Genomic DNA, 23,599 nt, shown 5'->3' on the forward strand with positions numbered 1-23,599 from the left:
GCCGCGATCGCCGGGGCGACGGCCGTCCCGCTGTCCATCAGACGAAGGCCGCGTGCCCCGTGATCGCGCGGCCGACGATGAGCGTGTTCATCTCGCGGGTGCCCTCGTAGGAGTAGATGGCCTCGGCGTCGGCGAAGAAGCGCGCCACGTCGTAGTCGAGCACGATGCCGTTGCCGCCGAACGCCTCCCGGCACCAGGCGACGGTCTCGCGCATCCGGCTCGTGGCGTACGCCTTCGCGAGGGCCGAGTGCTCGTCGGACTGCGTGCCCTCGTCGACCATCTCGGACGCGCGCGTCGCCAGGCCGATCGACGCCGTGATGTTGCCGAGGCTGCGGACGAGGAGGTCCTGGATGAGCTGGTGCGCGCCGAGCGGCTTGCCGAACTGCTGGCGCTCGCCCGTGTACGCGACGGCGGCCTCGTACGCGCCGACCGAGATGCCGATGGCGGCCCACGCCACCTCGGCGCGCGTGAGGCGCAGCACCGCGGCCGTGTCGGCGAACGACGTGCCGTTCTGGAGGCGGTTCGCCTCCGGCACGATCACGCCGTCGAGCTCGATGTCCGCGTTCTGCACGATGCGGAGGGCCTGCTTGTCCTCGATCCGCGTCGCCCGGAATCCGGGGGAGTCGTTCGGGACGAGGAAGCCCTTCACCTGGCCGTCGTCGGCGTCCTTCGCCCAGATGACGGTGACGTCGCTCACGGTGCCGTTGCCGATCCAGCGCTTGGATCCCGTGATGCTCCACTCGTCGCCGCGCCGCGTCGCGATCGTGCGCAGGCCCCGGGCGGAGTCGGATCCGGACAGCGGCTCGGTGAGCCCGAAGGAGCCGAGGATCTCGCCCGACGCGAAGCGCGGCAGCCACTCGGCGCGCTGCTCGGCGGACCCGGCGACGGCGACGCTGCCCATCACGAGCCCGCTCTGCATGCCCACGAGGGTCGCGATGCTCGCGTCGACGCGGCCGAGCTCCAGCGCCGCCCAGCCGCGGTACACGGCCGAGTTCTCGAAGGGGCGCGTCTCGGGGTAGGGCATGCCGAAGATCCCGCGCTCGGCGAGGCCGGCGACCACGTGCCGGGGGAACTCGGCGCGGGCCCAGAGCCCGTTGACGTGCGGCCGGACCTCGGCCCCGAGGTAGGCGCGGAGGTCGGCGAGGGATTCCTTCTCCCGGTCGCCGAGCCGGTTCTCGTAGCCGTAGAAGTCGCCGATGAGGGGGGTGAGGGACACGATGCTCCATTGCGGTTCGTCGGCGCCCTCGGGGACGGGCGCCTGCGGCCGAGCCTAGGTCGGCGTCCCGGCGGCGACGCCATCGGTTGGTACTTTGGTCGCGTCCGGACCGGACGCGCCCCCTCGGGCGTTGTAGGTAGCCGCCAAGCCCGACAGGATCCCGCGTGTTCACTGCCCTCGCCAACACCCCCCGCGACTACGCATGGGGGTCGACGACCGCCATCGCCGAGCTCCTCGGCCGCGAGCCGTCCGGGGGGCCGGAGGCCGAGCTGTGGCTCGGCGCGCACGGCGGCTCGCCCACCCGCGTCGTCGATCCGTCGACGGCGGGCGGCGCGACGACGCTGGCCGAGTGGATCCGCATCGACCCCGCGACCACCCTCGGCCCGCTCGCCGGGGGCCTCCGTCCGGGCGACGGTCCCGGCCTGCCGTTCCTCCTCAAGGTGCTCGCCGCCGACGGTCCGCTCTCGCTGCAGGCCCACCCGGACCTGCACCGCGCGCGCCTCGGCTTCCGCGACGAGGAGGAGCGCGGCATCCCGATCGACGCCGCGCACCGCAACTACAAGGACCCGCTGCACAAGCCTGAGCTGATCTTCGCGCTCAGCGACGAGTTCCACGCGCTCTGCGGCTTCCGGCCGCTCGCGGAGGTGCGGGACGTCTTCACGCTGCTGCTCACGCTCGACGCGTCCGGGCCCGACTCGGACCCGGCCGTCATCCGCACCGTGCTGTCGCGACTGACGGGCTCCGAGGCGGACGTGCTGCGCGACGTGTTCGCCTTCCTGATGGGCGGCGGATCCGAGGTGCGCCGCCTCGTCGACCGCGTCACGCTGCTCGCGAGCCTCGCCTCCGACCGCCAGTGCCGCGAGTTCTCGACCGAGATGCGCACCGTGCGGGAGCTCGCCGCGGCGTACCCGGGCGATCCCGGCATCGTCACGTCGCTCCTCCTCAACCGCGTGACGCTCCGCCGCGGCGAGGCCCTCTACCTGCCGGCCGGCAACATCCACGCGTACCTGCACGGCCTCGGCATCGAGCTCATGGCGGCGTCCGACAACGTGCTGCGCGGCGGCCTCACGCCCAAGCACGTGGACGTGCCGGAGCTCCTCGACGTGCTCGAGTTCCAGGCGCTCCCCGTGCCGTACCTCGCGCCCGAGCAGGCGGCGCCGGGGGTCGAGCTGTACCGGCCCGACGTGCCCGACTTCCTGCTGGCGCACGTCTCCCCGGCCACGCGCGACGCGGCCGACGGCGACGCGGGCGCGAGCGCGGTCGACGTCGACGGGCCGGCGATCGTGCTGTGCACGTCCGGCGAGATGACGCTCCGCGGCGAGGTCTCGTCCGTCGTGATCCGCCGCGGCGACGCGGTCTTCGTCACGCCCGACGAGGGCCGGCTCGTCGTGACGGGGGAGGGCGAGGCCTTCCTCGCCACGACCCCGGCGCCCGCCGCCGCGGACGACGCGGACGACGCCGACGCGTGACCGGCGGCCCGACGCCCGTCGATAGGGTTGCCGCATGACATGGTTGGTCACCGGCGGCGCCGGCTACATCGGTTCGCACATCGTCTCCGCCTTCGCGCGGGCGGGCATCGACACGGTCGTCCTGGACGACCTCTCGAGCGGGCACGCGTCGTTCGTGCCGGAGGGCGTGCCCTTCCACCGCGGATCCGTGCTCGACCGCGAGCTGCTCGCCCGCGTGCTGGGATCCGGCGACATCCGCGGAGTCGTGCACGTCGCCGGCTACAAGTACGCGGGCGTGTCCGTCCAGCGTCCGCTGCACACCTACGAGCAGAACGTGACGGCCACGGCCGTCCTCCTCGAGGAGATGGAGCGCGCGGGCGTCGACAGCATCGTGTTCTCCTCCTCGGCGGCCGTCTACGGGACGCCCGACGTCGACCTGGTCGACGAGCTGACGCCCAAGGCCCCCGAGTCCCCGTACGGCGAGTCGAAGCTCATCGGCGAGTGGCTGCTCCGGGACCAGGGCATCGCGAAGGGCCTCCGCCACGCGTCGCTGCGCTACTTCAACGTCGTGGGATCGGGGGAGGAAGGCTACTTCGACACCAGCCCGCACAACCTCTTCCCGCTCGTCTTCGACGCGCTGCTCGACGGCCGCACGCCCAGGATCAACGGCGGCGACTACCCGACGCCCGACGGCACGTGCGTGCGCGACTACATCCACGTCGTCGACCTCGCCGCCTCGCACGTCGCGGCAGCCCGCCGGCTCGAGGCGGGCGATCCCGTGGAGCCCGTGTACTGCCTCGGCAGCGGGGCCGGCGTGAGCGTCCGGGAGATCATGACGGCCATCGCCGAGGCCACCGGCATCGGCTTCGAGCCGGAGGTGCGCGACCGCCGCCCCGGCGACCCGGCCCGGATCGTCGCGTCGGGCGAGCTCGCCGCGCGGGACATCGAGTGGGCCATGCGCCACTCCCTGGACGACATGGTCACGAGCGCCTGGGCCGCCCGCCAGGCCGGCGCCGCGGAATAGCGCCGACGGCGAGCGGCGGCGCGTCGCAACCCTCGAGGACCGGCTGAGGGTTTACCCTCCGCGGCTTGACGCGAGGGAGTTACACCGGTGTAATTATGACGATGAGCTGGGGCCGGCCGGGCGCCCCGGCCGCGTGGGGAGATCGTGACATGGCACTACCTGAGTACCACGCCGGAGTCCCCGACGACTGGTTCGTCGACCCCGTGCGACTCGGGGTCCCGGGCGTCCGCAGCGTCGACGACGGCAACCCGCTCGCGTGGCAGGCCGACTCGCTCTGCGCGCAGACCGACCCGGAGGCGTTCTTCCCCGAGAAGGGCGGCTCCACCCGCGACGCCAAGAAGATCTGCGGATCGTGCGAGGTGCGCAGCGAGTGCCTCGAGTACGCGCTCGAGAACGACGAGCGCTTCGGCATCTGGGGCGGCCTCTCCGAGCGCGAGCGCCGCAAGCTCCGCAAGCGCGCCGTCTGACCCGGCCGCTCGCGCCACCGCGGCGCCCGGCTTCCGGCGCGCCGTCCCGCTGCGGCGGATCCCCACCGCGCACCACGTAGGGTCTCCCCTGTCATGCAGCCACGAGTAACCGCGATCCTCGTCGCCCACGAGGGCGCGCCGTTCCTCGAGCGGACCCTGGCGGCCCTCGCCGCGCAGACCCGGCGGCCCGACCAGGTCGTCGCGGTCGACCTCGGCTCCCGCGACGGATCCGCCGCCCTCCTCGCCGCGTCCGACCCGACGCGCATGGTGCAGGCCCCCGCGCGCATGACGTTCGGGCAGGCCGTCGACCAGGCCGTCCGCGTGATCCCCGCGCCCGAGGGCGACCACGAGCTGCTCTGGCTGCTCTCCGCCGACAACGCGCCCGCGCCCGACGCGCTCGAGCGCCTGCTCGCCGCCGTGGAGGCCTCGCCGAGCGTCGCGGTCGCCGGACCGAAGCTGATGGAGTGGGACCACCCCGGCTACATCCACGAGATGGGGACCACGCTCACCACGCTCGGCGCGGCCGTGCCCGTCGTCGACGTCGAGCTCGACCAGGCGCAGTACGACGACATGAGCGACGTCCTCGGCGTCGCCGCGGGCGGCATGCTCGTGCGCCACCGCCTCTGGGACGAGCTCGGCGGATTCGACGACGCGCTGCCCGTCATCGACGACGCGCTCGACCTCTGCGTCCGGGCGCGCCTCGCCGGCCACCGCGTCGTGGTCGTCCCCGCGGCACGCGTCGCCTCCGCGGGCGACACCGCCCCCGGCACCGCCTTCCTCGGGAAGCGCACGCCGCGCCGCCGCCGCCGTCGCCTGCGCCGACAGGCCCAGCTCCACCGTCGCCTCTCCTACGCGCCGCCGGCGGCCGTGCCGTTCCACTGGCTCTCGCTCGTGCCGCTCGCCATCCTGCGCGCCCTGCTGCAGATGCTCCGCAAGCGCCCGACCGCCGCGCCCGGCGAGATCGGCGCGGCCGTGCGCGTGGCCGTGGCGCCCGGACGGATCCGCGCCAGCCGCCGCCGGCTCGCCGCGACCCGGACGGCGCCGTGGTCGAGCATCGCGTCGCTGCGCCAGCCGCTCGCGGTCGGTCGTCGACGGCGGTCGCTGGCCCGCGAGCAGTACCGCGTCGAGCACATGGGCGTCTCGGACGGCGTGGAGTTCCTCGCCACCGGCGGCGGCTGGACCGTGCTGGCTGCCCTCCTCCTCTCCGCCGTGATGTGGCTGCCGCGGCTCACCGGCACCGCCCTCGTCGGCGGCCAGCTCCTCCCGCTCGGCCCGAGCGCCGGCGCGCTGTGGGCGCAGGTCGGCATCGGCGTCCGCGGATCCGGCGCGGGACCCGTCGCCCCCTCCGACCCGTTCGCGTACGTGCTCGCCGTGCTCGGCAGCGTCACGGCGTGGGAGCCGTCGCTCGCGGTCCTCGGCCTCTTCGTGGCCGCCCTGCCCCTGGCCGCGCTCGCCGCCTGGCTGTGCGCCGCGCAGCTGACGCGCAACGCCTGGCTGCGCGCGCTGGCCGCCCTCGTCTGGACCCTCGCGCCCACGCTGCTCATCGCGCTGGGCGAGGGCCGCCTGCCCGCCGTCCTCGCGCACCTGCTCCTCCCGTGGCTCGCGCTCGCGGTGCTGCGCGCGCCGCGTTCGTGGTCCGCGTCCGCCGTGGCCGGGATCCTGATGGCCGCCGTCGGCGCGTCCGCCCCCTCGCTCGTGCCCGCCGTCCTGGTGCTGTGGCTCGTCGCGACCGTGCGGGCCGGGCGCCGCGCCGGGCGGCTCGTGACGATCCCCGTGCCGCTGGTCGCCCTCGTCGCGCCCCTCGTCGTCTACCGCGTCATGCAGGGCCAGCCGCTCGCCCTCGCCGCCGACCCGGCCGTCCCCGCTGGCTTCACGCCCGCCGACGTCCCCGGCCTCGCGCTCGGCTTCCCGACCTCCGGCCTCGGTGGCTGGTCAGCCTTCGTCGACGGCCTGGGCGCCGGGCTGCCGGACGCCGTCCCGCTCATCGTGGTCGCGGTGCTGGTCGCGCCGCTCGTGCTGGGCGCGATCGCGGCCCTCTTCCTCCGGGGATCGCACCGTGCCGCCCTCGCGCTCGGCGTGACGGTGCTCGGGTTCGCGACCGCGGTGATGGCCGCGCGGACGGTGGTGCAGTCGACCGGATCCGACGTCGTCGCCGTCTGGCCCGGGTCCGGCCTCAGCCTCCTCTGGCTCGGCCTCGCCGGCGCCCTCGTGCTCGGCTTCGCGACGCTGGGCCGCCGCTCGGTCGTGCCGGGGATCGTGGCCGCCGTGACCCTGGTCGTGCTCGCCCTGCCGCTCGTCTCCGCCGCCGTCGCCGGATCCACCGCGGTGCGGGCCACCACCGACACCTCGCTGCCCGGCCTCGTGGTCGCGGAGGCCGCCACGGATCCCGCGGTCGGCACGCTCGTGCTCCGCGCCGCGGACGACGCCTCGCTGTCCGCCGACGTCGAGCGCGGAGCCGGCCGCACGCTCGAGCAGGTGTCCACGGTCGACTCGACCATCGGGCCGCTGTCCGACACCCAGACCCGCGTCGCCGAGCTCGCGGGCAACGTGTCCTCGCGCTCCGGCCTCGACGCCACGGAGGACCTGCAGCGGCTCGGCATCAGCTACGTGCTCCTCGAGACGCCCGCGGGCGACGCGGAGGCCGCCGTGCACGACCGCGCCCGCGCCGCCCTCGACGACGACCCCGTGTTCACGGCCGTCGGGCAGACCGAGGCCGGGCTGCTCTGGCGCTTCGTGGGCAGCGACGACCTCGTCGCCCAGGTCGCGGGTCCCGGCGCCCTCGACGACCCGGGGCGCGCGGGCGTGCTCGCGGCGCAGGCGCTCGTGTTCGCGCTCACCCTGCTCCTCGCGATCCCCACCGGCGGCCTGGCGGCGCGCAGCCGCCCGCTGCCGGCCTACCGCGAGACAGTCGTCGCCCCCGACGGACGGCCGGCGGACGCCGAGGAGCCGCGGCCCGCGCACGACGACCGCGGCACCCCCGCCTACATCGACGAGCCGACGGGCGAGGCCGTGGAGGCCGCCTCCTTCGGCGACATCCGCCAGGCGGGGGAGCGCCGCGCCGGCGACGACGGGGAGGCCGACGACGTCGTGCCCGCCGGCGACCGCGACGACGACCGCGCCCGCGCCACCGACGACGACGACGACCGCAGGAGGACAGATGGCCAGGCGTGACGCCGTGCGCATCGCGACGCGCGTGACCACCGGGATCGTCGGCGTCGCCGTGCTCGGGGTCGTCGTGACCGGCGCGCTCCTCCTCCCACCCGCCGCGGGCGACGCGAGCGCCCCCTCGGTGCTCGTGACGCCCGTCGCGACCGACCAGCAGCGCGTCTGCGCCGGCTCCCTCCTCCGCCCGCCCGCGGCGGACGCGGCCTCCACGACCACCGCGGTCGCGGTGGGGAGCGCCGCCGTGACGAGCGGATCCGCGACGACCGGGTCGACCGGCTCGGCCCCCGCCGTCCGCACCTCGCGCATCCAGGCCCCCGAGGTGCAGGGGGCGGCGTCGAGCGCGCCGTCCGTCCTCGCCGTCGCGGGCGCCGTCGACGACGCGCCGACCGACCTCGCGGGCGCGGCGTCCGAGATCGCGACGGAGGCCGACCTCGCGGGGCTCGCCGCCGCGTCGTGCGCCGAGGCCGCCGCCGACGTGTGGCTCGTGGGCGGCGCGACGACCACCGGCCGCACCACGTTCGTCGTGCTCGACAACCCGTCCGGCGTCTCCTCCACCGTCGACCTCGCCATCACGGGCGAGGACGGGGCCGTCAGCGCTCCCGGCGCCAGCGGGATCTCCGTGCCGGCCGGCGGCCGCCGCGTGCTCAGCCTCGCGGGACTCGCCCCCGACCTCTCCTCCCCGGCCGTGCACGTCCAGAGCCGCGGCGGCCAGGTCGTCGCCCGTCTCGAGCAGAGCACGGTCCGCGGGCTCCTCGCGGGCGGCGTCGACTGGATCGGCCCGGCCGCCGCCCCGTCCACCGCGCTCACCATGACCGGCCTCCGCATCGACTCGCAGGCGGCGCCCGTCGCACCCGTCGAGGGCGGGGATGCGCCCCCCGCCGACGAGGGCGGATCCACCGTCGGAGCGGGCTCGGACGGCGGCGCCGACCCCGACCTGTCGACGGCCGTGCGCATCGTGGTCCCCGGATCCGCCGACGCCGACGTCAGCGTGAGCGTCGCCCCCGAGGAGGGCACCGACGGCACGGGCACCACCTTCACGGTGCAGGCCGACGCGGGCCGCACGATCGACGTGCCGGTCGCCGACCTCCCCGACGGCCGCTACTCCGTCACGGTGCAGAGCTCGGTCCCGGTCACGGCGGCCGTGCGCAGCGTGTCCGGCGCGGCGGAGAGCGGCGCGACCGACTTCGCCTGGTTGCCGTCGGCCGAGGCGCTCACGCGGGACGCGCTCGTGTCCGTGCCCGTGGGTCCGGCGCCGCTCCTGCACCTGCGCAACGCCGGCGACCAGGCGGCCGCCGTCACGGCGCGCCCGACCGACGGATCCGCCGCCGTGTCGCTCGACGTGCCCGCGGGATCCGAGGTCTCGGCCGCCGTCGAGGCCGGGCGCACCTACCTGCTCGAGGGGACCGCCGGCCTCACGGCCACCGTGACGCTCGCCGAGCCGGGGCGCTCCGCGGCGCTGCCCGTCGTGCCGGTGCTGCCGGCCGCCGACCCCCTGCGCGTCCACCCCTGAGGCCGACCGGGCACGACCTCCGCGCGCGCGACGCGGCGGACGCCTGACGCCCGTTCGGGATCCGCCGCTAGTGCGGGTCGTACCTGTCGGGGGCGAGCTCCCACGGGTCCTTGCCGAGCAGCTCGGCGACCGCGCGGTACACGCAGCCCTCGACGAGGGCCCGCTGGTGGTACTCGTCGTCCTCGTGCAGGTGCGCGAGGCGCTCGATGGGGAGCCGGTAGAAGATGACGCGGCGCTCGTCGGCGAGGACGCTCCACCGGTCGATGCCGTCCCGCTCGCTGTTCTCCGCGGGGAGCGCGGCGACCTCGAACGAGACGCGGTCGAGCTCGTCGGGCCAGAGGCCGCGGAGGTACTCGGCGGCGGACGCGATGGTCTGGTCGAAGACGTCGGCGCGCGTGCGCAGCACCGGCAGCTCCGGCCCGGTGACGGGGGAGCGGAGGCCGCGGCCGTGCCGATCCCGCCAGGAGCCCCGGATGGAGACGTGGCCTCCCCGGCGGCGCGATCGTGGCATGGCCCCATCGTACGGGCACGGGGTCGGCGGTAGTGTGGGCCCGACATGACGAACAGGCCCTGCTCCCGCGTCGGCTGCACCGGCGGCGCCACGACCACCCTCACCTACGTCTACGCGGACTCCATGGCCGTCCTCGGACCCCTCAGCCACGACTCCGAGCCGCACAGCTACGACCTGTGCGACCGCCACGCCGCCCGCCTCTCGGCCCCGCAGGGCTGGCAGATCGTCCGGCACGGCGTGCTCGGTGAGGTAGGTTTCGGAGCATGACGACGACTGCCGCCGAGACGCTGACCGCCATCGTGAAGACCTACGACGTGCGAGGTCTCGTCGGGAGCCAGCTCACCGAGGAGCTGGTCACCGCCCTCGGCGCCGGCTTCGTCGACGAGCTCGGCGCCGCGGGGCAGGAGATCGTGGTCGGCCACGACATGCGCGACTCCTCGCCCGGGTTCGCGCAGGCGTTCGCCCGGGGCGCGACGGCCCGCGGCGGGAACGTCCTCCTCATCGGCCTGTGCTCGACCGACGAGACGTACTTCGCGTCCGGATCCCTCGACGCCCCCGCGGTCATGTTCACCGCGAGCCACAACCCGGCCACCTACAACGGCCTCAAGTTCTCCCGCGCGGGCGCCCAGGGCATCAGCCTCGACACGGGCCTCGGCGCCATCCGCGACCGCGCCATCGGGTTCCTGTCGGACGGCATCGCGCCCGTCGAGCCCGCGGGCGTGGTGCGCGAGCGCGACGTGCTCGCCGACTACGCCGGCTACCTGCGCCAGCTCGTCGACCTCTCCGGCATCCGCCCGCTGCGCGTCGTCGTCGACGCGGGCAACGGCATGGGCGGCATGACCGTCCCCGCCGTGCTCGGAACCGCGGCCGGCCTGCCCGAGCTGCCCATCGAGATCATCCCGCTGTACTTCGAGCTCGACGGCGCCTTCCCGAACCACGAGGCGAACCCCCTCGAGCCCGCCAACCTGGTCGACCTGCAGAAGGCGGTCGTCGAGCACGGCGCCGACCTCGGCCTCGCCTTCGACGGCGACGCGGACCGCTGCTTCGTCGTGGACGAGAAGGGGCAGGCGGTCACGCCCAGCGCCGTCGCCGCCGTCGTCGCGCTCCGCGAGATCTCGCGCGTGAAGGCGCAGTCGCCGGACGAGGACGTCACGGTCCTGCACAACCTCATCACCTCGCGCATCGTGCCCGAGACCATCGAGGCGGCGGGCGCCACGGCCGTCCGCACGCGCGTCGGCCACTCGCTCATCAAGGACCAGATGGCCGCCACGGGCGCGGTCTTCGGCGGCGAGCACTCCGCGCACTACTACTTCCGCGACTTCTGGGGCGCCGACAACGGCATGCTCGCCGCGATGCACCTGCTCGCCGAGTTCGGGCAGACCGACGGCCTCATGTCCGACCTCTCGGCGCGCTACACGCCGTACGCGCTGTCGGGCGAGATCAACAGCACGGTCGACGACGTCCCCGCCGCCTACGAGCGCATCGTCGAGGCCTTCCGCGGCCGCGGCGAGTTCGACGAGCTCGACGGCCTCACGGTCGACGGCCCGGTCGGCGCCGACGGCGCGTTCTGGTGGTTCAGCGTGCGGCCCTCGAACACCGAGCCGCTGCTGCGCCTGAACGTCGAGGCGTCCACGGAGCAGAAGATGGCCGCCCTCCGCGACGAGCTCCTGGGGCTGATCCGCGGGGCCTGATCCTCCACCCGCACGACCTCCGACGCCGCGTCCCTCCTCGAGGGGCGCGGCGTCGTCGTGCGCGGGCACCGACGCCATACCCCCTGGGGGTTCCCGTAGGTACCCCCAGGGGGTACCATGGGCGGGAACGGGAGGTGGCCGCCATGGTCGGGTACAGCGAGGGCAAGGACGACATCCTCAAGCGGCTGCGGCGCGCGGAGGGCCAGGTGCGCGGGATCGAGCGCATGGTCGAGTCCGACACGTACTGCATCGACGTGCTCACGCAGGTCTCGGCCGTCACGCGCGCCATGGAGACCGTCGCCCTGAAGCTCCTCGACGACCACCTCGCCCACTGCCTCGCGGAGGCCGCGCGCGAGGGCGGCCAGGTCGCGGACGACAAGGTGCGCGAGGCCTCCGCGGCCATCGCCCGGCTCGTCCGGTCCTGATCCGCCGCCGCCCATCGACATCGAACGACACCAAGGAGACCCCATGACCACCACGACCTTCCCCGTCACCGGCATGACCTGCGCGCACTGCGTCGCGAGCGTCACCGAGGAGGTGGGCGAGCTGCCGGGCGTCTCCTCCGTGGCCGTCGACCTCGTCGTCGGCGGCGACTCCACCGTCACCGTCGAGAGCGACGCGCCCCTCGACCCCGCCGCCGTGCGCGCCGCGGTCGACGAGGCCGGGTACGTCGCGGGGCTCTGACGTGACCGACCCCGCATCCGGATCCGCGCCCGCCGCCGATGACGCGGCGCCCTCCGCCGAGGACGGCGCCGTGCTGACGCGCGTCGACCTCGACGTGCAGGGCATGACGTGCGCGTCGTGCGCGATGCGCATCGAGCGGAAGCTCGGCCGGATGCCCGGGGTCGAGGCCGCCGTCAACTACGCCACCCACCGGGCGCGCGTGCAGCTGCCCGCGGGCACGAGCGTCGAGGACGCCATCCGCACCATCGAGCGGACGGGGTACCGGGCGTCCGAGCGCGCCGGGTGGGGGAGCGCGGCGGTGGATGGGATCGCGTCCGCCGCGTCCGCCGCGTCCGGATCCACGTCCGCCGAGCGCGCGCCCGTCGCGGTCGATGCTCCGCGCGTCCGATCCGACGCGCCCGACGCCGGCGCAGCGGATCCCGCATCCGCAGCGTCGCCCGCGCCCGCCCCGGCAGCGCCCGCCGCCCGCCGCCCCGACGCCGACGAGCTCGCGCTGCGCCAGCGGCTTGTTGTCTCCGCGGCCCTCACCGTCCCCGTCTTCCTCATGGCGATGATCCCCGCGCTCCAGTTCGACGACTGGCAGTGGCTCTCCCTCGCGCTCGCCGCGCCCGTCGCCGTCTGGGGCGCGTGGCCGTTCCACCGGTCCGCGGCCCTCAGCGCGCGCCACGGCGGCGTCGGCATGGACACGCTCGTGAGCATCGGCGTCGCGGCCGCGTTCCTCTGGTCGCTGTACGCGCTCTTCCTCGGCGACGCGGGCGAGCCCGGCATGCGCATGACCATGAGCCTCGTCGGGGAGCCCGGCGGCGGATCCGGCGACGTCTACCTCGAGGTCGCCGCGGCCGTCACCGTGTTCCTCCTCGGCGGCCGCTACCTGGAGGCGCGGGCCGCCCGCGCGTCCGGCGCCGCCCTCGCCGCGCTCCTCGACCTCGCCGCCAAGGACGTCGCCGTCGTGCGCGACGGCGTCGAGCGGCGGATCCCGATCCGCGACCTCCGCGTCGGCGAGGAGTTCGTCGTGCGGCCGGGCGAGCGCATCGCCACCGACGGCGTGGTCGTCGACGGATCCAGCGCCGTCGACCGCTCGCTGCTCACGGGCGAGTCGCTGCCCGTCGAGGTCGGCCCCGGCGACGACGTCACGGGCGCGACCCTCAACGCCGGCGGCCGCCTCGTCGTGCGCGCCACGCGCGTGGGGGAGGAGACCCGCCTCGCCCGCATGGCCGCGCTCGTGGAGGAGGCGCAGACCGGCAAGGCCCGGATCCAGCGCCTCGCCGACCGCGTCTCGGCCGTCTTCGTGCCGGTCGTGCTCGTGCTCGCCGTCGGCACGCTCGTCGGCTGGCTGCTGCTCGGCTTCCCGCCCGAGGCGGCCTTCACCGCCGCCGTCGCGACGCTGATCATCGCGTGCCCGTGCGCCCTCGGCCTCGCGACGCCGACCGCGCTCCTCGTGGGCACGGGCCGCGGCGCGCAGCTCGGGATCCTCATCACCGGGCCCGAGGTGCTCGAGTCCACCCGGCGCATCGACACCGTGCTGCTCGACAAGACCGGCACCGTCACGACGGGCGTCATGTCGCTCGTGCGGGCCGTGCCCGCGGCGGGCGTCGACGCCGACGAGCTCGTGCGCGTCGCCGCGGCCCTCGAGCAGCGCTCGGAGCACCCGGTCGCGCGCGCGGTCGTCGAGGCCGCGGGCGCGGGACCCCTGCCGGCCGTGGAGGGCTTCGTCGCCAGCGCGGGCCTCGGCGTGCAAGGTGTCGTCGACGGCCGCGCGGTCGCGGTCGGCCGGCCATCGTGGCTCGCGGAGCAGTGGGCCGCGGAGCCCGACGCATCGCTCGCCCCGGCGCTCCGCGAGGCCGAGGCGGAAGGATCCACCGTCGTCGCGATCGCGTGGGACGGCGCCGTCCGCGGCGTCCTCGCCGTCGCCGACACCGTCAAGCCCACGAGCGCCGAGGCCGTCCGCCGGATCCGGTCGCTCGGCCTCCGCCCCGTGCTCCTCACGGGCGACACCGCGGGCGCCGCGCACCGCGTCGCCGCCGACGTCGGCATCGACGAGGTCATCGCGGGCGTCCTCCCCGAGGGCAAGCTCGACGCCGTCCGCCGGCTGCAGGCCGAGGGCCGCGTCGTCGCGATGGTCGGCGACGGCGTGAACGACGCCGCAGCCCTCGCGCAGGCCGATCTTGGGATCGCGATGGGCACGGGCACCGACGCGGCCATCGAGGCGGGGGACATCACGATCGTCCGCGGCGACCTCGTGCTCGTCGCCGATGCCGTGCGGCTCGCGCGGCGCACGCTCGGCACGATCCGCGGCAACCTGTTCTGGGCCTTCGCCTACAACGCCGCCGCGATCCCGGTCGCGATGCTCGGCCTCCTCAACCCGCTGGTCGCGGGCCTGGCCATGGCGCTCTCGTCGGTGTTCGTCGTCACGAACAGCCTGCGCCTGCGCCGCTTCCGGTAGCAGGGCGGGCGCCCGGTCGTCATCCACGGCCGGGCGTCACGCGTCGGATGCGAGACTGGGGGCATGACCCTGCTCCCGGAAGCCACGTCCACCGCTCTGCCCTTCCGCGTCGCCGACCTCTCCCTCGCGGAGTCCGGACGCCACCAGATCCGCCTCGCCGAGAACGAGATGCCGGGCCTCATGGCCCTCCGCGAGGAGTTCGGCGCGTCGCAGCCGCTCGCGGGCGCGCGCGTCGCCGGATCCATCCACATGACCGTGCAGACGGCCGTGCTCATCGAGACCCTCACGGCCCTCGGCGCGCAGGTGCGCTGGGCGAGCTGCAACATCTTCTCCACGCAGGACGAGGCCGCGGCCGCCGTCGCGGTGGGCGCGGGCACCCCGGACGCGCCCGCGGGCGTGCCCGTCTTCGCCTGGAAGGGCGAGACGCTCGAGGAGTACTGGTGGTGCACCGAGCAGATCTTCGACTGGTCGGGCGAGGCCCAGGCCGCGGGCGCCGACTGGACGGGCCCGAACATGATCCTCGACGACGGCGGCGACGCCTCCCTCCTGGTGCACAAGGGCCGCGAGTACGAGCTCGCGGGTGTCGTGCCCGAGACGCCGGAGGACGCCAGCCACGAGTACCGCGTGATCCTCGACACGCTCCGCCGCAGCCTCGCCGCGTCCTCCGACCGCTGGACCCGCCGCGCCGCCGACATCCAGGGCGTCACCGAGGAGACCACCACGGGCGTGCACCGCCTGTACGAGCTCGCGCGCGACGGCGAGCTGCTGTTCCCCGCGATCAACGTCAACGACTCGGTCACCAAGAGCAAGTTCGACAACAAGTACGGCATCCGCCACTCCCTGCCCGACGGCCTCAACCGCGCCACCGACGTGCTCATCGGCGGCAAGGTCGCGTTCGTCGTCGGCTACGGCGACGTGGGCAAGGGCGCGGCCGAGGCGCTGCGCGGCCAGGGCGCGCGCGTCATCGTCTCCGAGGTCGACCCGATCTGCGCGCTCCAGGCGGCGATGGACGGCTACCAGGTCGCGAAGCTCTCGTCGGTCATCGAGACGGTCGACATCCTCGTCACCGGCACGGGCAACGTCGACGTCGTGCGCGTGGACGACATCCAGCGCATGAAGCACCAGGCCATCATCGCCAACGTCGGCCACTTCGACAACGAGATCGACATGGCCGGCCTCGAGCGCCTCCCGGGCGTGGAGAAGGTGGAGATCAAGCCGCAGGTGCACGAGTGGCGCCTGCCGTCGGGCCGCAGCGTGCTCGTGCTCTCCGAGGGCCGCCTGATGAACCTCGGCAACGCCACGGGCCACCCGTCGTTCGTGATGAGCAACTCGTTCACGAACCAGGTGCTCGCGCAGATCGAGCTGTGGGTGCGCAACGAGCAGTATCCGATCGGCGTGTACGTGCTGCCGAAGCACCTCGACGAGAAGGTCGCGCGCCTGCACCTCGACGCGCTCGGCGTGGAGCTCACGGATCTCCGTCCCGAGCAGGCCGCCTACATCGGCGTGCCGGTCGAGGGGCCGTACAAGGTGGACCACTACCGGTACTGATCCGCGACCCTCGCGCCGACGCCGTCCGTCCCCTCAGCGGGGCGGGCGGCGTCGTCGCGTGGGGCGGGCGCGCTTCTCAGTCGGCCGGGGATCCGCCGCGCGCCGGGAACCCGTGCGGCAGCCCGGCGAGGATCGGCTCGAGCGACGCCATGCGCTCGCGCTCGAGCATCAGCGCCCGGTGCTCGCGCTCGCGGCGGACGGCGCCGACGGCCGTGACGAACGACTCGGGATCCGTGGCCGGCAGCGGCGACACGTGCACCGCGGCCTCGTTCGCGAGCTCCGCGGCGAGGCGCGCGCGGGAGGCCGGCGTCATAGCCTGGCGCTGCGCGAGGAAGCGCGCGAGGCGCCGGCCGAGCGCGTCCGGCAGCCTGCCGACGTCCGCCTCGGACGCCCACGCGGCGAGGTGCGGCGGCACGGGCGGCAGGGGAGCCGGGTAGGCAGGGACGCGCTCGTGCTGCGAGCGGGTGCCGGCCACGAGGTCGCCGAGGCGCTGGGCGCGCGGGCTGAGGAGGCCCACGAGCGCGGCGAGCCCGCCGAGCGTGAGGTAGATCTCGAGGATCCCGACGAGCGCCCGGGCGACCGCGTGCCGGAGGCCGATGCCGCCGCCGTCCGCCCGCACGATGCGCGCGCCGACGGCCCAGCGCCCGAGCGACCGGCCGCGCGACGCGACCTCGACCATCACGGGCAGGACGACGATCGCGAGCACGACGGCGGCGATGGCGCACGCGGCGCTCGACGCGTCGTCGAGGAGGCCCGCGCCCGCGAGCCGGCCGATGAGGAGCACGAGCAGGAGGCCCACGACCAGGGAGGCGACCACGTCGATCGCGGCACCGGCGGCCCGCAGCACGAAGCCGGCGGGACGGACGTCGAGGGCGACGGCCTCGCCGACCACGAGCGCGTCGGGACCGTCCGTGACGTCCGGGTCGTGCGCGTCGGCTGCCGCCATGCATATAGTCAAGCAGATGGACCTCGACGCCTACACCGCCGCCCACCGGGACGACTGGGACCGGCTCGCCCGCATCGCGGGCCGGCGCCGGCTCACCGGACCCGACGCCGACGAGCTCGTCGACCGGTACCAGGCGGGCGCGGCCGAGCTGTCCGCGATCCAGGCGGCGGCCGGATCCACCGCGCAGGGCGACCGGCTCTCGGTCGCGCTCTCGCGGGCCCGCATGCGCTTCACCGGGCAGAGCACGAACGTCGCGGCGCGCATCCCGGTGTTCCTCGCCGTCGACTTGCCGGCGGCGCTGTACCGGATCCGCTGGCTCACGCTCGCGGTCGCCCTCGCGACCGTCGCCATCGTCGCGCTCTACGCCACGTGGATCCTCCGCGACCCGTCGATGATCGCGAGCCTCGGCAGCGACGCCGACCTGCGGAAGTACGTCGAGGACGACTTCATCGACTACTACAGCGAGAACCCGGCCGCGTCGTTCACGGGTCAGGTCTGGACGAACAACGCGTGGATCGCCGCGCAGTGCGTGGCCTTCGGCATCACGGGCCTGTGGGTGCCGTACGTCATCCTGCAGAACGCGCAGGGCCTCGGCACGACGACCGCGGTCATGTTCTCCTACGGCGAGGGCGGCACGTTCTTCTCCTACATCCTCCCGCACGGCCTGCTGGAGCTGACCGCGATCTTCGTCGCGGCCGCCGCGGGCCTGCGCATCTCGTGGGCGTGGATCGCGCCCGGCGCCCGCACGCGCGGTCAGGCGCTCGCCGAGGACGGGCGCGCGCTCATCACGGTGGCCATGGGGCTGGTGCTCGTGCTGCTGGTGTCCGGGATCATCGAGGGCTTCGTGACGCCGCAGCCGTGGCCCGTGCCGCTCAAGATCGCGATCGGCGCGGTCGCCCTCGGGGCGTTCCTCTTCTACATGGTGGTCGTCGGCGGCCGGGCCGTGCGCGCGGGCGCGACGGGCGACCTCGACGAGTTCGAGGCGGGCGGCCGGCGGATCGTCGCGGGCTGAGCCGCGGGATCCGACGTGCCGCCCGCCTCGCGGGTCGTGCGGGTGGCGCCGGTCAGGCCGCCGGATCCACCTCGGCCTCCAGCGGCGTCGCCGTCACCGACGTGCCGACGTGCAGGCGGAACGCGCCGGGCTCGCGCTGCCAGCCGCCGTCCCAGTGCGCGAAGGTCCGCGCCCCGATCGCGACGTCGACCTCGGCGGACGCTCCCGCGTCGAGCTCCACGGACGTGAAGCCCGCGAGCCAGCGGACCGGCCGGTCGACCGCGGATCCCGGGCGCGACAGGTAGGCCTGCACGACCTGCTTGCCGGCGCGGTCGCCCGTGTTCGTCACGGTGACGGTCGCGGTGATCCCGCCGGCGCCGTCCTCGGCGACCCGCAGGTCGTCGATCTCGTGGGTCGTGTAGCCGAGGCCGTGCCCGAACGCGTAGGCCGGGGTCGCGCCCGAGCGGAGCCATGCCCGGTAGCCGACGTGGATCCCCTCGTCGTAGACCACCTTCCCGTCCACCGGCGTGACGGAGCGGACGGGCACGTCCTCCTCCGTCGCGGGCCAGGTGGTGGGGAGGCGGCCGCCCGGCTCCACGGCGCCGAACAGCACGTCGGCGAGGGCGCCGCCGAACTCCTGGCCGCCGAACCAGGCGAGGAGCAGCGCCTGCACGTCGTCGCGCCAGGGGAGGAGCACGGGGGATCCGGAGTTGACGACCACGATCGTCCGGGGGTTCGCGGCGGCGACGCGGCGCACCAGCTCGTCCTGGCGGCCGGGGAGCGCGAGCGAGTCGCGGTCGAAGCCCTCGGACTCGACCTGGGCGTTGGTGCCGACGACGACGATCGCGACGTCCGCGCCGGTCGCCGCCTCCACGGCCTCGTCCAGCAGGCGCTCGGGCGCCGACTCGTCGGCCTCGATGCCCACCGTGATCCCGAGGATGCCGGCGAGGCCGCCGGGCGCGCTGGTCAGCTCGAACTCGACCTTCAGGTCCACCGGCTGCCCGGCGGCCGCGGCGACGGGCGCCGAGATCGAGGGCGGCGAGAGGAGGCTCGCGCCGAGGTCCATGCCCACGGGCGCGGCACCGTCCTCGCGGAGGAGCGCGCCGTCGGCGTACACGCGGCCGCGGCCGGTGGCGCTGAAGCCGACGAGCACCTCGCCCGTGGTCGCGGGCGTCCACCGGGTCGTGATCTCGATGACCGCCGCCGTGCCCGTGGGCGCGTCGCCGCCGAAGTACATGAGCGTGGTCGCGCGGCGGTCCTCCGTGAACATCTCCTGCCCGTCGGCGTCGAGGAAGCGCACGAGCGCGCCAGGGGAGCCCGTGCGGGGGTTGACGATCTCCGCGAGCGGCAGCTCCTGGATCCCCTTCTGCACGACCGCGCCGCGCGCGTACCTCACGTCCACGTCGTCGCCGAGGGCCTGGCGGATCCCGTCGAGCGGCGTGACGACGTGCTCGGGGATGACGGTCGCGCTGCCGCCGCCCTGCGTGCGCGCCTCGACGGCGTTGTGCCCGATGACCGCGACGGAGCGGAGCGAGGAGGCGTCGAGCGGCAGGATCGCGTCCTCGTTGCGGACGAGCACGGAGCCGGCCGCGGCGGCCGTGCGCGCGAACGCGACGCCGTCCTCGACCGCGACGGGCTCGGGCGCGACCGCGTCGAAGCCCTCGAGCGCGCCGACGCGAGCGGCGAGGCGCAGCAGGCGGACCACCTTGCGGTCGACGTCGGACTCGAGCACGCGGCCGTCGCGCACGGCGTCGAGGAGCGCGTCGCCCCACGCGCCGACGGGGCCCGGCATCTCGAGGTCCTGCGAGGCGCGCGCGGCGTCCACGCTGCGGACGCCCGTCCAGTCGCTCACCACCACGCCGTCGAAGCCCCACTCGGAGTTGAGCGGCGTCTCGAGCAGGTCGTTCTCGGTCGACGTGGTGCCGTTGATGGAGTTGTACGAGCTCATCACGAGCCACGCGCGCGACTCGACGACGGCCTTCTCGAACGCGGCCAGGTACAGCTCGCGGAGCGCGCGCTCGGAGACGACGCTGTCGGCCGTGAAGCGGTCCGTCTCGTATTCGTTGGCGACGTAGTGCTTGGGGGTCGCGCCGACGCCGTTCTCCTGCACGCCCGCCACGTAGGCGGCGGCGAGGTCGGCGGTGAGGAGCGGATCCTCGCTGAACGCCTCGAAGTGCCGGCCGCCGTAGGGCGAGCGGTGCAGGTTGATGGTCGGGCCGAGCACCACGTCGACGCCCTTGCGGCGCGCCTCCACCGCGGACGCGCGGCCGTAGCGGGCGGCGATCCCGGTGTCCCAGCTGGAGGACAGCGCGGACGCCGACGGCAGGTTGAGCGACGGGGAGCGCTCGTCCCAGACCTCGCCGCGGACGCCGCTGGGGCCGTCGGAGACGAGCATGCGGCGCAGGCCGATCCCGTCCACCGGCCAGGTGGTCCAGAAGTCGCGTCCCGTGATGAGCTGCACCTTCTGCTCGAGCGTGAGGCGGGAGGCGAGCTCCTCGAGGCGGGTCGTGTCGGGGTCGAGCGGGGTGGTGTCGTGCGGGTCCATGGGTGCTCCTCGGGGGACGTCGGCGTCGGATCGATCCTGCTCGCGTGCGGCGCTCATCGGACGCCCTTCACGCGGAACGCGGCGGCCGCGCCGAGGAGGCCGGCCGCGGCACCGGCGAGGAAGAGGCCGGGGTAGCCGGCGATCCCCACCACGCCGCTCGCGGCGGTCGGCACGAGCGACTGCGGCAGCGCCTGCGCGATGTTGACGACGCCGAGGTCCTTGCCGTTGTCGGCGTCGCTCGGCAGCACGTCGGTGATGAGCGCGAGGTCGACCGCGTAGAACGAGCCGATGCCCGCGCCGATGACGAGCTGCGCGACGTAGACGACGGCGAGGCTCGGCGCGAGGGCGAGGATCACGAGGCCGATCACGGCGACGAGCGCGGCGGCGGCCACGAAGACCTTGCGGCGGCCGAGCCGGTCGCTCAGCCAGCCGGCCACGAAGGTGGTGGCGACGACGCCGATCACGTTGAAGAGCGTCGCGACGAAGACGGCGTTGGCGACGTCGGCCTGCGCGACGCCGAGGTCGTCGATGAGGTAGAAGGCGAGGTAGTTCGTGGCGGTCACGGCGCCGGCCGTGAGCAGGAAGCGCATGAGCCAGGCCCAGCCGAAGTCGGGGTTGCGGCGCGGGTCGAACACGAACGATCCGAGGAGCTCCCGCACGCTGAGGCGGGTGGTCGGGCGCTCGGTGAGCACGCGGTCGCGGAAGACGAGCGCGAAGACGACGACCACGGCGACGCCGACCGCGCCGGGCACGAGCACCTGCTGCGTCGTGGTCGTGAACAGCTGCACGATGAAGGTGCCGACCACGAGCGAGCCGTTCTGGGCGACGCCGATGGCCGCCGCGACCCGACCGCGGTTGCGCGGGCGGGCGGAGTCGGCCATGACGGCGATGAGCGCGGCGATGGCGGCGTTGAACGAGCCCTGCACGAGCATCCAGGCGCCCACGAGCGCGAGCACGGTGGTGGCCTGTGTGAGGAGGATGAGCGCGCCGTACCCGAGGACGACGCCGCCGATGATCCAGGGGCGGCGCATGCCGAAGCGGCCGGGCGTGCGGTCGGAGAGGCGGCCGGCGAGCGGGTTCACGACCAGGGCGACGAGCGCGCCGAGGCCGAGCACGAGGCTGAGCGTGCCGGCGGTGTCGTCCGGCGCGACCTCGGCGACCTTGAGCGCGAGCGACACGATGATCGGCGGCATCAGCGCCACGAAGAGGCCGAGCAGCGCGATGGGCATGCCGATCTCGGCCCGGCGGGATCCGGGTGGGCGCGCACCGTCCGGCTGTCCGCTGCGGGCGCGCGACGCGCCCTCGGTGTGCTGATCTCGGACTGCGTCGGCCACGGTGCCTCCAGGTTCCTGCCCGCCCTCGTCGGCGGGATCGGCATGACGGTAGCACGCGAAACCGACCTGCGGTAGGTATTTAGGGCCCTCGCGGATCGCTAGGGTCGTGCCATGGCAGTCGACGAGGGCCCGCGGCGGTACGCCAAGGGCGCTGCCCGTCGCCGCGAGATCCTCGAGGCGGCGCTCGCCCTCATCGCCGAGCGCGGCTACTCCGCGTCGTCGCTGCAGGAGATCGCCGACGCCGTGGGCATCAGCAAGGCCGGGGTCCTGCACTACTTCGACTCGCGGGAGGCGCTCATCGCCGCCGTGCTCGAGGAGCGCGACGCCCACTCCGCGGCCGACTACCGCGAGGCGGTCCCCGACGGGGACCCCGCGGACATGGTCGGCATGCTCCTGCGCGCGAGCTCGCGCAACGCCGCGACGCCCGGCCTCGTCGCGCTGTACTCGCGCCTCGTCGTGGACGCGGCGGGCGCCGAGCACCCCGCGCACTCCTACATCGCGGACCGCTACGACCGCGTGGTCGGATCCGTCGCCGCGCAGGTGCGCGCCCTCGCGGTGGAGCTGCCCGCGGGACTGGACCCCGACTCCTTCGCGCGCGTCGCGGTGGCGGTGAGCGACGGCCTCCAGCTGCAGTGGAGCTATCGGCCCGAGATCGACATGCGCGACGCGCTCGAGCGGGCGATCCGCGCGCTCAGCGGCGGGGCGCTCCCCGTGCCGTCGGCGGATCCGGCCGCCGCGACCGGCTGAGCACCGGGATCCCGCCTCAGAGCCGCCCGGTGGCCTTCAACCGGATGTAGCGGTCGGCCAGCGCGGGCGGCAGGTCCGCCGGCGCTCCCGTGACGACGTCCGCCCCGAGCCGCCGCACGGCGGCCTCGACGCGCGCCACGTCGAGCAGCGCGCGCTCCGCGGCGGCCGCGCGGTAGACGGCGGCGCGGCCGGAGCGGTCGGCGGCGCGCTCGGCGAGCCCGGGATCCACCACCGCGGCGACCAGGACGTGGTGCGTGCGCGTCAGCTGCGGCAGCACCTGCAGGAGCGCCCGCGCGCTGCCGGGGGAGTCGATGGCGGTGAGGAGCACCACGAGCGAGCGCTGCGACACGATGCGGCGCACCAGCGCGGGCACGGCGGTCCAGTCGGTCTCGAGCAGCTCGGGGTCCACGGGCGCGAGCGCGTCGACCATGCGCGAGACGACGTCGCCGCCGGATCCCGCCCGCACCCGCGCCCGGACGCGGCGGTCGTGCGCGACCACGTCCACGCGGTCGCCCGACCGCGTGGCGAGCGCCGCGAGCAGCAGCGAGGCCTCGAACGCGGTGTCGAGCCGCGTCTCGTCGCGGATCCGGCCCGCCGCCGTGCGCCCCGTGTCGAGCACGAGCACCACGCGCCGGTCGCGCTCGGGCCGCCAGGTGCGGACGACCACGTCCTGCCGGCGGGCGGTCGCGCGCCAGTCGATGGAGCGCACGTCGTCGCCCCGCACGTAGTCGCGCAGGCTGTCGAACTCGGTGCCCTGGCCCCGCACCATGAGCGCGGTCCGGCCGTCGAGCTCGCGCATGCGGGCGAGGCGCGAGGGCAGGTGGCGGCGCGAGCGGAACGGCGGCAGGACCCGCACGGCGCCGGGGGAGAGGAGCGTCGCCTGGCGGGCGGCGAGGCCGAGCGGGCCGTGCGAGCGGATCGTGACGCGCTCGGTGCGGCGCTCGCCGCGGCGCGTCGGCGTGAGCGTCAAGCGGATCGCGCGGCGCTCGCCGGCGGGGATCCGCACCCGGTCGCGCGTGGAGGACGCGCCCGCGGACGGCTGCCAGGCGTCGCGCACCACGCCGCGGAGCGTGCGCGATCCGCGGTTGGTCACGAGCAGCACGCTCTCGCCGGTCTCGTCGAGCCGGATGCGCGCGGGCAGGCTCCGCTCGAGCGCGACCGCCCGGGGGCTGGCCGCCAGCGCGAGGTCGGTCGCCACGAGCAGGGCGACCAGGAGGATCCAGCCCGCGAGGAGCGCGTAGGCCGCGTCCGACCCGTCGCCGAGCGCGACGAGCGGCGCGATCCCCAGGAGGAGGAGCGCGACCGTGCGTCCGGTGAGGGCCATCTAGC

The 23,599-nt window shown here is 75.1% G+C and carries 19 protein-coding genes; 13 read left to right on the top strand and 6 right to left on the bottom strand.

Annotated features, from left to right (window positions below; genetic code table 11):
- Positions 1 to 37: 37 nt before the first annotated feature.
- Positions 38 to 1,216 carry an acyl-CoA dehydrogenase family protein gene (locus JOE38_RS00085; protein WP_204574328.1) on the bottom strand — a complete coding sequence of 393 codons (1,179 nt, stop codon included), beginning with the start codon at positions 1,214 to 1,216 and terminating at the stop codon, positions 38 to 40.
- A gap of 164 nt (positions 1,217 to 1,380) precedes the next feature.
- On the opposite strand from JOE38_RS00085, the gene manA reads away from it, so the two are divergent.
- The 5 genes from manA (at position 1,381) to JOE38_RS00110 (ending at position 8,830) form a co-directional block, all read left to right on the top strand.
- Positions 1,381 to 2,685 carry a mannose-6-phosphate isomerase, class I gene (manA, locus tag JOE38_RS00090; protein WP_204574329.1) on the top strand — a complete coding sequence of 435 codons (1,305 nt, stop codon included), beginning with the start codon at positions 1,381 to 1,383 and terminating at the stop codon, positions 2,683 to 2,685.
- A gap of 34 nt (positions 2,686 to 2,719) precedes the next feature.
- Positions 2,720 to 3,688: a UDP-glucose 4-epimerase GalE gene (gene galE / locus JOE38_RS00095; RefSeq protein WP_204574330.1), complete on the top strand. Its 969-nt coding sequence runs from the start codon at positions 2,720 to 2,722 to the stop codon at positions 3,686 to 3,688.
- Between the two features lie 149 nt (positions 3,689 to 3,837).
- Positions 3,838 to 4,155 carry a WhiB family transcriptional regulator gene (locus JOE38_RS00100; protein ID WP_012298082.1) on the top strand — a complete coding sequence of 106 codons (318 nt, stop codon included), beginning with the start codon at positions 3,838 to 3,840 and terminating at the stop codon, positions 4,153 to 4,155.
- A 93-nt stretch (positions 4,156 to 4,248) separates the two neighbouring features.
- Positions 4,249 to 7,326, top strand: a complete 3,078-nt coding sequence (locus JOE38_RS00105) for a glycosyltransferase family 2 protein (protein ID WP_204574331.1) — start codon at positions 4,249 to 4,251, stop codon at positions 7,324 to 7,326.
- Entirely contained in the window at positions 7,313 to 8,830 is a 1,518-nt protein-coding gene (locus tag JOE38_RS00110; RefSeq protein ID WP_204574332.1) for a DUF5719 family protein, read from the top strand. Before JOE38_RS00105 ends, JOE38_RS00110 begins: the two co-directional genes overlap by 14 nt.
- A gap of 67 nt (positions 8,831 to 8,897) precedes the next feature.
- Here the strand turns inward: JOE38_RS00110 and JOE38_RS00115 are convergent, their stop codons facing one another.
- Positions 8,898 to 9,341, bottom strand: a complete 444-nt coding sequence (locus tag JOE38_RS00115; protein WP_086520751.1) for a metallopeptidase family protein — start codon at positions 9,339 to 9,341, stop codon at positions 8,898 to 8,900.
- A gap of 45 nt (positions 9,342 to 9,386) precedes the next feature.
- Here JOE38_RS00115 and JOE38_RS00120 point away from each other — a divergent pair, with 45 nt between their 5' ends.
- From JOE38_RS00120 to ahcY, 6 genes are all read left to right on the top strand, one after another.
- Entirely contained in the window at positions 9,387 to 9,608 is a 222-nt protein-coding gene (locus tag JOE38_RS00120) for a DUF3499 family protein (RefSeq protein WP_015489735.1), read from the top strand.
- A complete protein-coding gene (locus JOE38_RS00125; RefSeq protein WP_204574333.1) occupies positions 9,605 to 11,032 on the top strand; it encodes a phosphomannomutase/phosphoglucomutase in 1,428 nt (475 codons plus the stop codon). Before JOE38_RS00120 ends, JOE38_RS00125 begins: the two co-directional genes overlap by 4 nt.
- Positions 11,033 to 11,175: 143 nt before the next feature.
- Positions 11,176 to 11,457 carry a metal-sensitive transcriptional regulator gene (locus JOE38_RS00130; protein WP_015489737.1) on the top strand — a complete coding sequence of 94 codons (282 nt, stop codon included), beginning with the start codon at positions 11,176 to 11,178 and terminating at the stop codon, positions 11,455 to 11,457.
- A gap of 43 nt (positions 11,458 to 11,500) precedes the next feature.
- The gene (locus JOE38_RS00135) at positions 11,501 to 11,716 is read left to right on the top strand and encodes a heavy-metal-associated domain-containing protein (RefSeq protein ID WP_204574334.1); all 216 of its coding nucleotides are present in this window, start codon (positions 11,501 to 11,503) and stop codon (positions 11,714 to 11,716) included.
- Position 11,717: 1 nt separating this feature from the next.
- On the top strand, positions 11,718 to 14,159 hold the full coding sequence (locus JOE38_RS00140) for a heavy metal translocating P-type ATPase (RefSeq protein ID WP_204574335.1): 2,442 nt from the start codon (positions 11,718 to 11,720) through the stop codon (positions 14,157 to 14,159).
- Positions 14,160 to 14,222: 63 nt separating this feature from the next.
- Positions 14,223 to 15,707, top strand: a complete 1,485-nt coding sequence (gene ahcY, locus JOE38_RS00145) for an adenosylhomocysteinase (protein WP_204574336.1) — start codon at positions 14,223 to 14,225, stop codon at positions 15,705 to 15,707.
- A 76-nt stretch (positions 15,708 to 15,783) separates the two neighbouring features.
- On the opposite strand, the gene JOE38_RS00150 is transcribed toward ahcY, so the two are convergent.
- On the bottom strand, positions 15,784 to 16,653 hold the full coding sequence (locus JOE38_RS00150) for an RDD family protein (protein ID WP_204574337.1): 870 nt from the start codon (positions 16,651 to 16,653) through the stop codon (positions 15,784 to 15,786).
- A gap of 16 nt (positions 16,654 to 16,669) precedes the next feature.
- On the opposite strand from JOE38_RS00150, the gene JOE38_RS00155 reads away from it, so the two are divergent.
- Positions 16,670 to 17,665 carry a stage II sporulation protein M gene (locus JOE38_RS00155; protein ID WP_204577095.1) on the top strand — a complete coding sequence of 332 codons (996 nt, stop codon included), beginning with the start codon at positions 16,670 to 16,672 and terminating at the stop codon, positions 17,663 to 17,665.
- 52 nt (positions 17,666 to 17,717) lie between these two features.
- On the opposite strand, the gene JOE38_RS00160 is transcribed toward JOE38_RS00155, so the two are convergent.
- Positions 17,718 to 20,189, bottom strand: coding sequence for a beta-glucosidase family protein (locus tag JOE38_RS00160; RefSeq protein ID WP_204574338.1), 2,472 nt, complete (start codon positions 20,187 to 20,189; stop codon positions 17,718 to 17,720).
- Between the two features lie 53 nt (positions 20,190 to 20,242).
- The gene (locus JOE38_RS00165) at positions 20,243 to 21,523 is read right to left on the bottom strand and encodes an MFS transporter (protein WP_204574339.1); all 1,281 of its coding nucleotides are present in this window, start codon (positions 21,521 to 21,523) and stop codon (positions 20,243 to 20,245) included.
- A gap of 111 nt (positions 21,524 to 21,634) precedes the next feature.
- On the opposite strand from JOE38_RS00165, the gene JOE38_RS00170 reads away from it, so the two are divergent.
- Positions 21,635 to 22,270 (top strand): TetR/AcrR family transcriptional regulator, encoded by a 636-nt coding sequence (locus JOE38_RS00170; RefSeq protein ID WP_204574340.1) that lies wholly within the window; start codon positions 21,635 to 21,637, stop codon positions 22,268 to 22,270.
- Positions 22,271 to 22,286: 16 nt separating this feature from the next.
- On the opposite strand, the gene JOE38_RS00175 is transcribed toward JOE38_RS00170, so the two are convergent.
- Positions 22,287 to 23,594 (bottom strand): DUF58 domain-containing protein, encoded by a 1,308-nt coding sequence (locus JOE38_RS00175; RefSeq protein ID WP_204574341.1) that lies wholly within the window; start codon positions 23,592 to 23,594, stop codon positions 22,287 to 22,289.
- Positions 23,595 to 23,599 lie beyond the last annotated feature (5 nt).

Source organism: Clavibacter michiganensis (assembly GCF_016907085.1).
GTDB classification, from domain to species: domain Bacteria; phylum Actinomycetota; class Actinomycetes; order Actinomycetales; family Microbacteriaceae; genus Clavibacter; species Clavibacter michiganensis_O.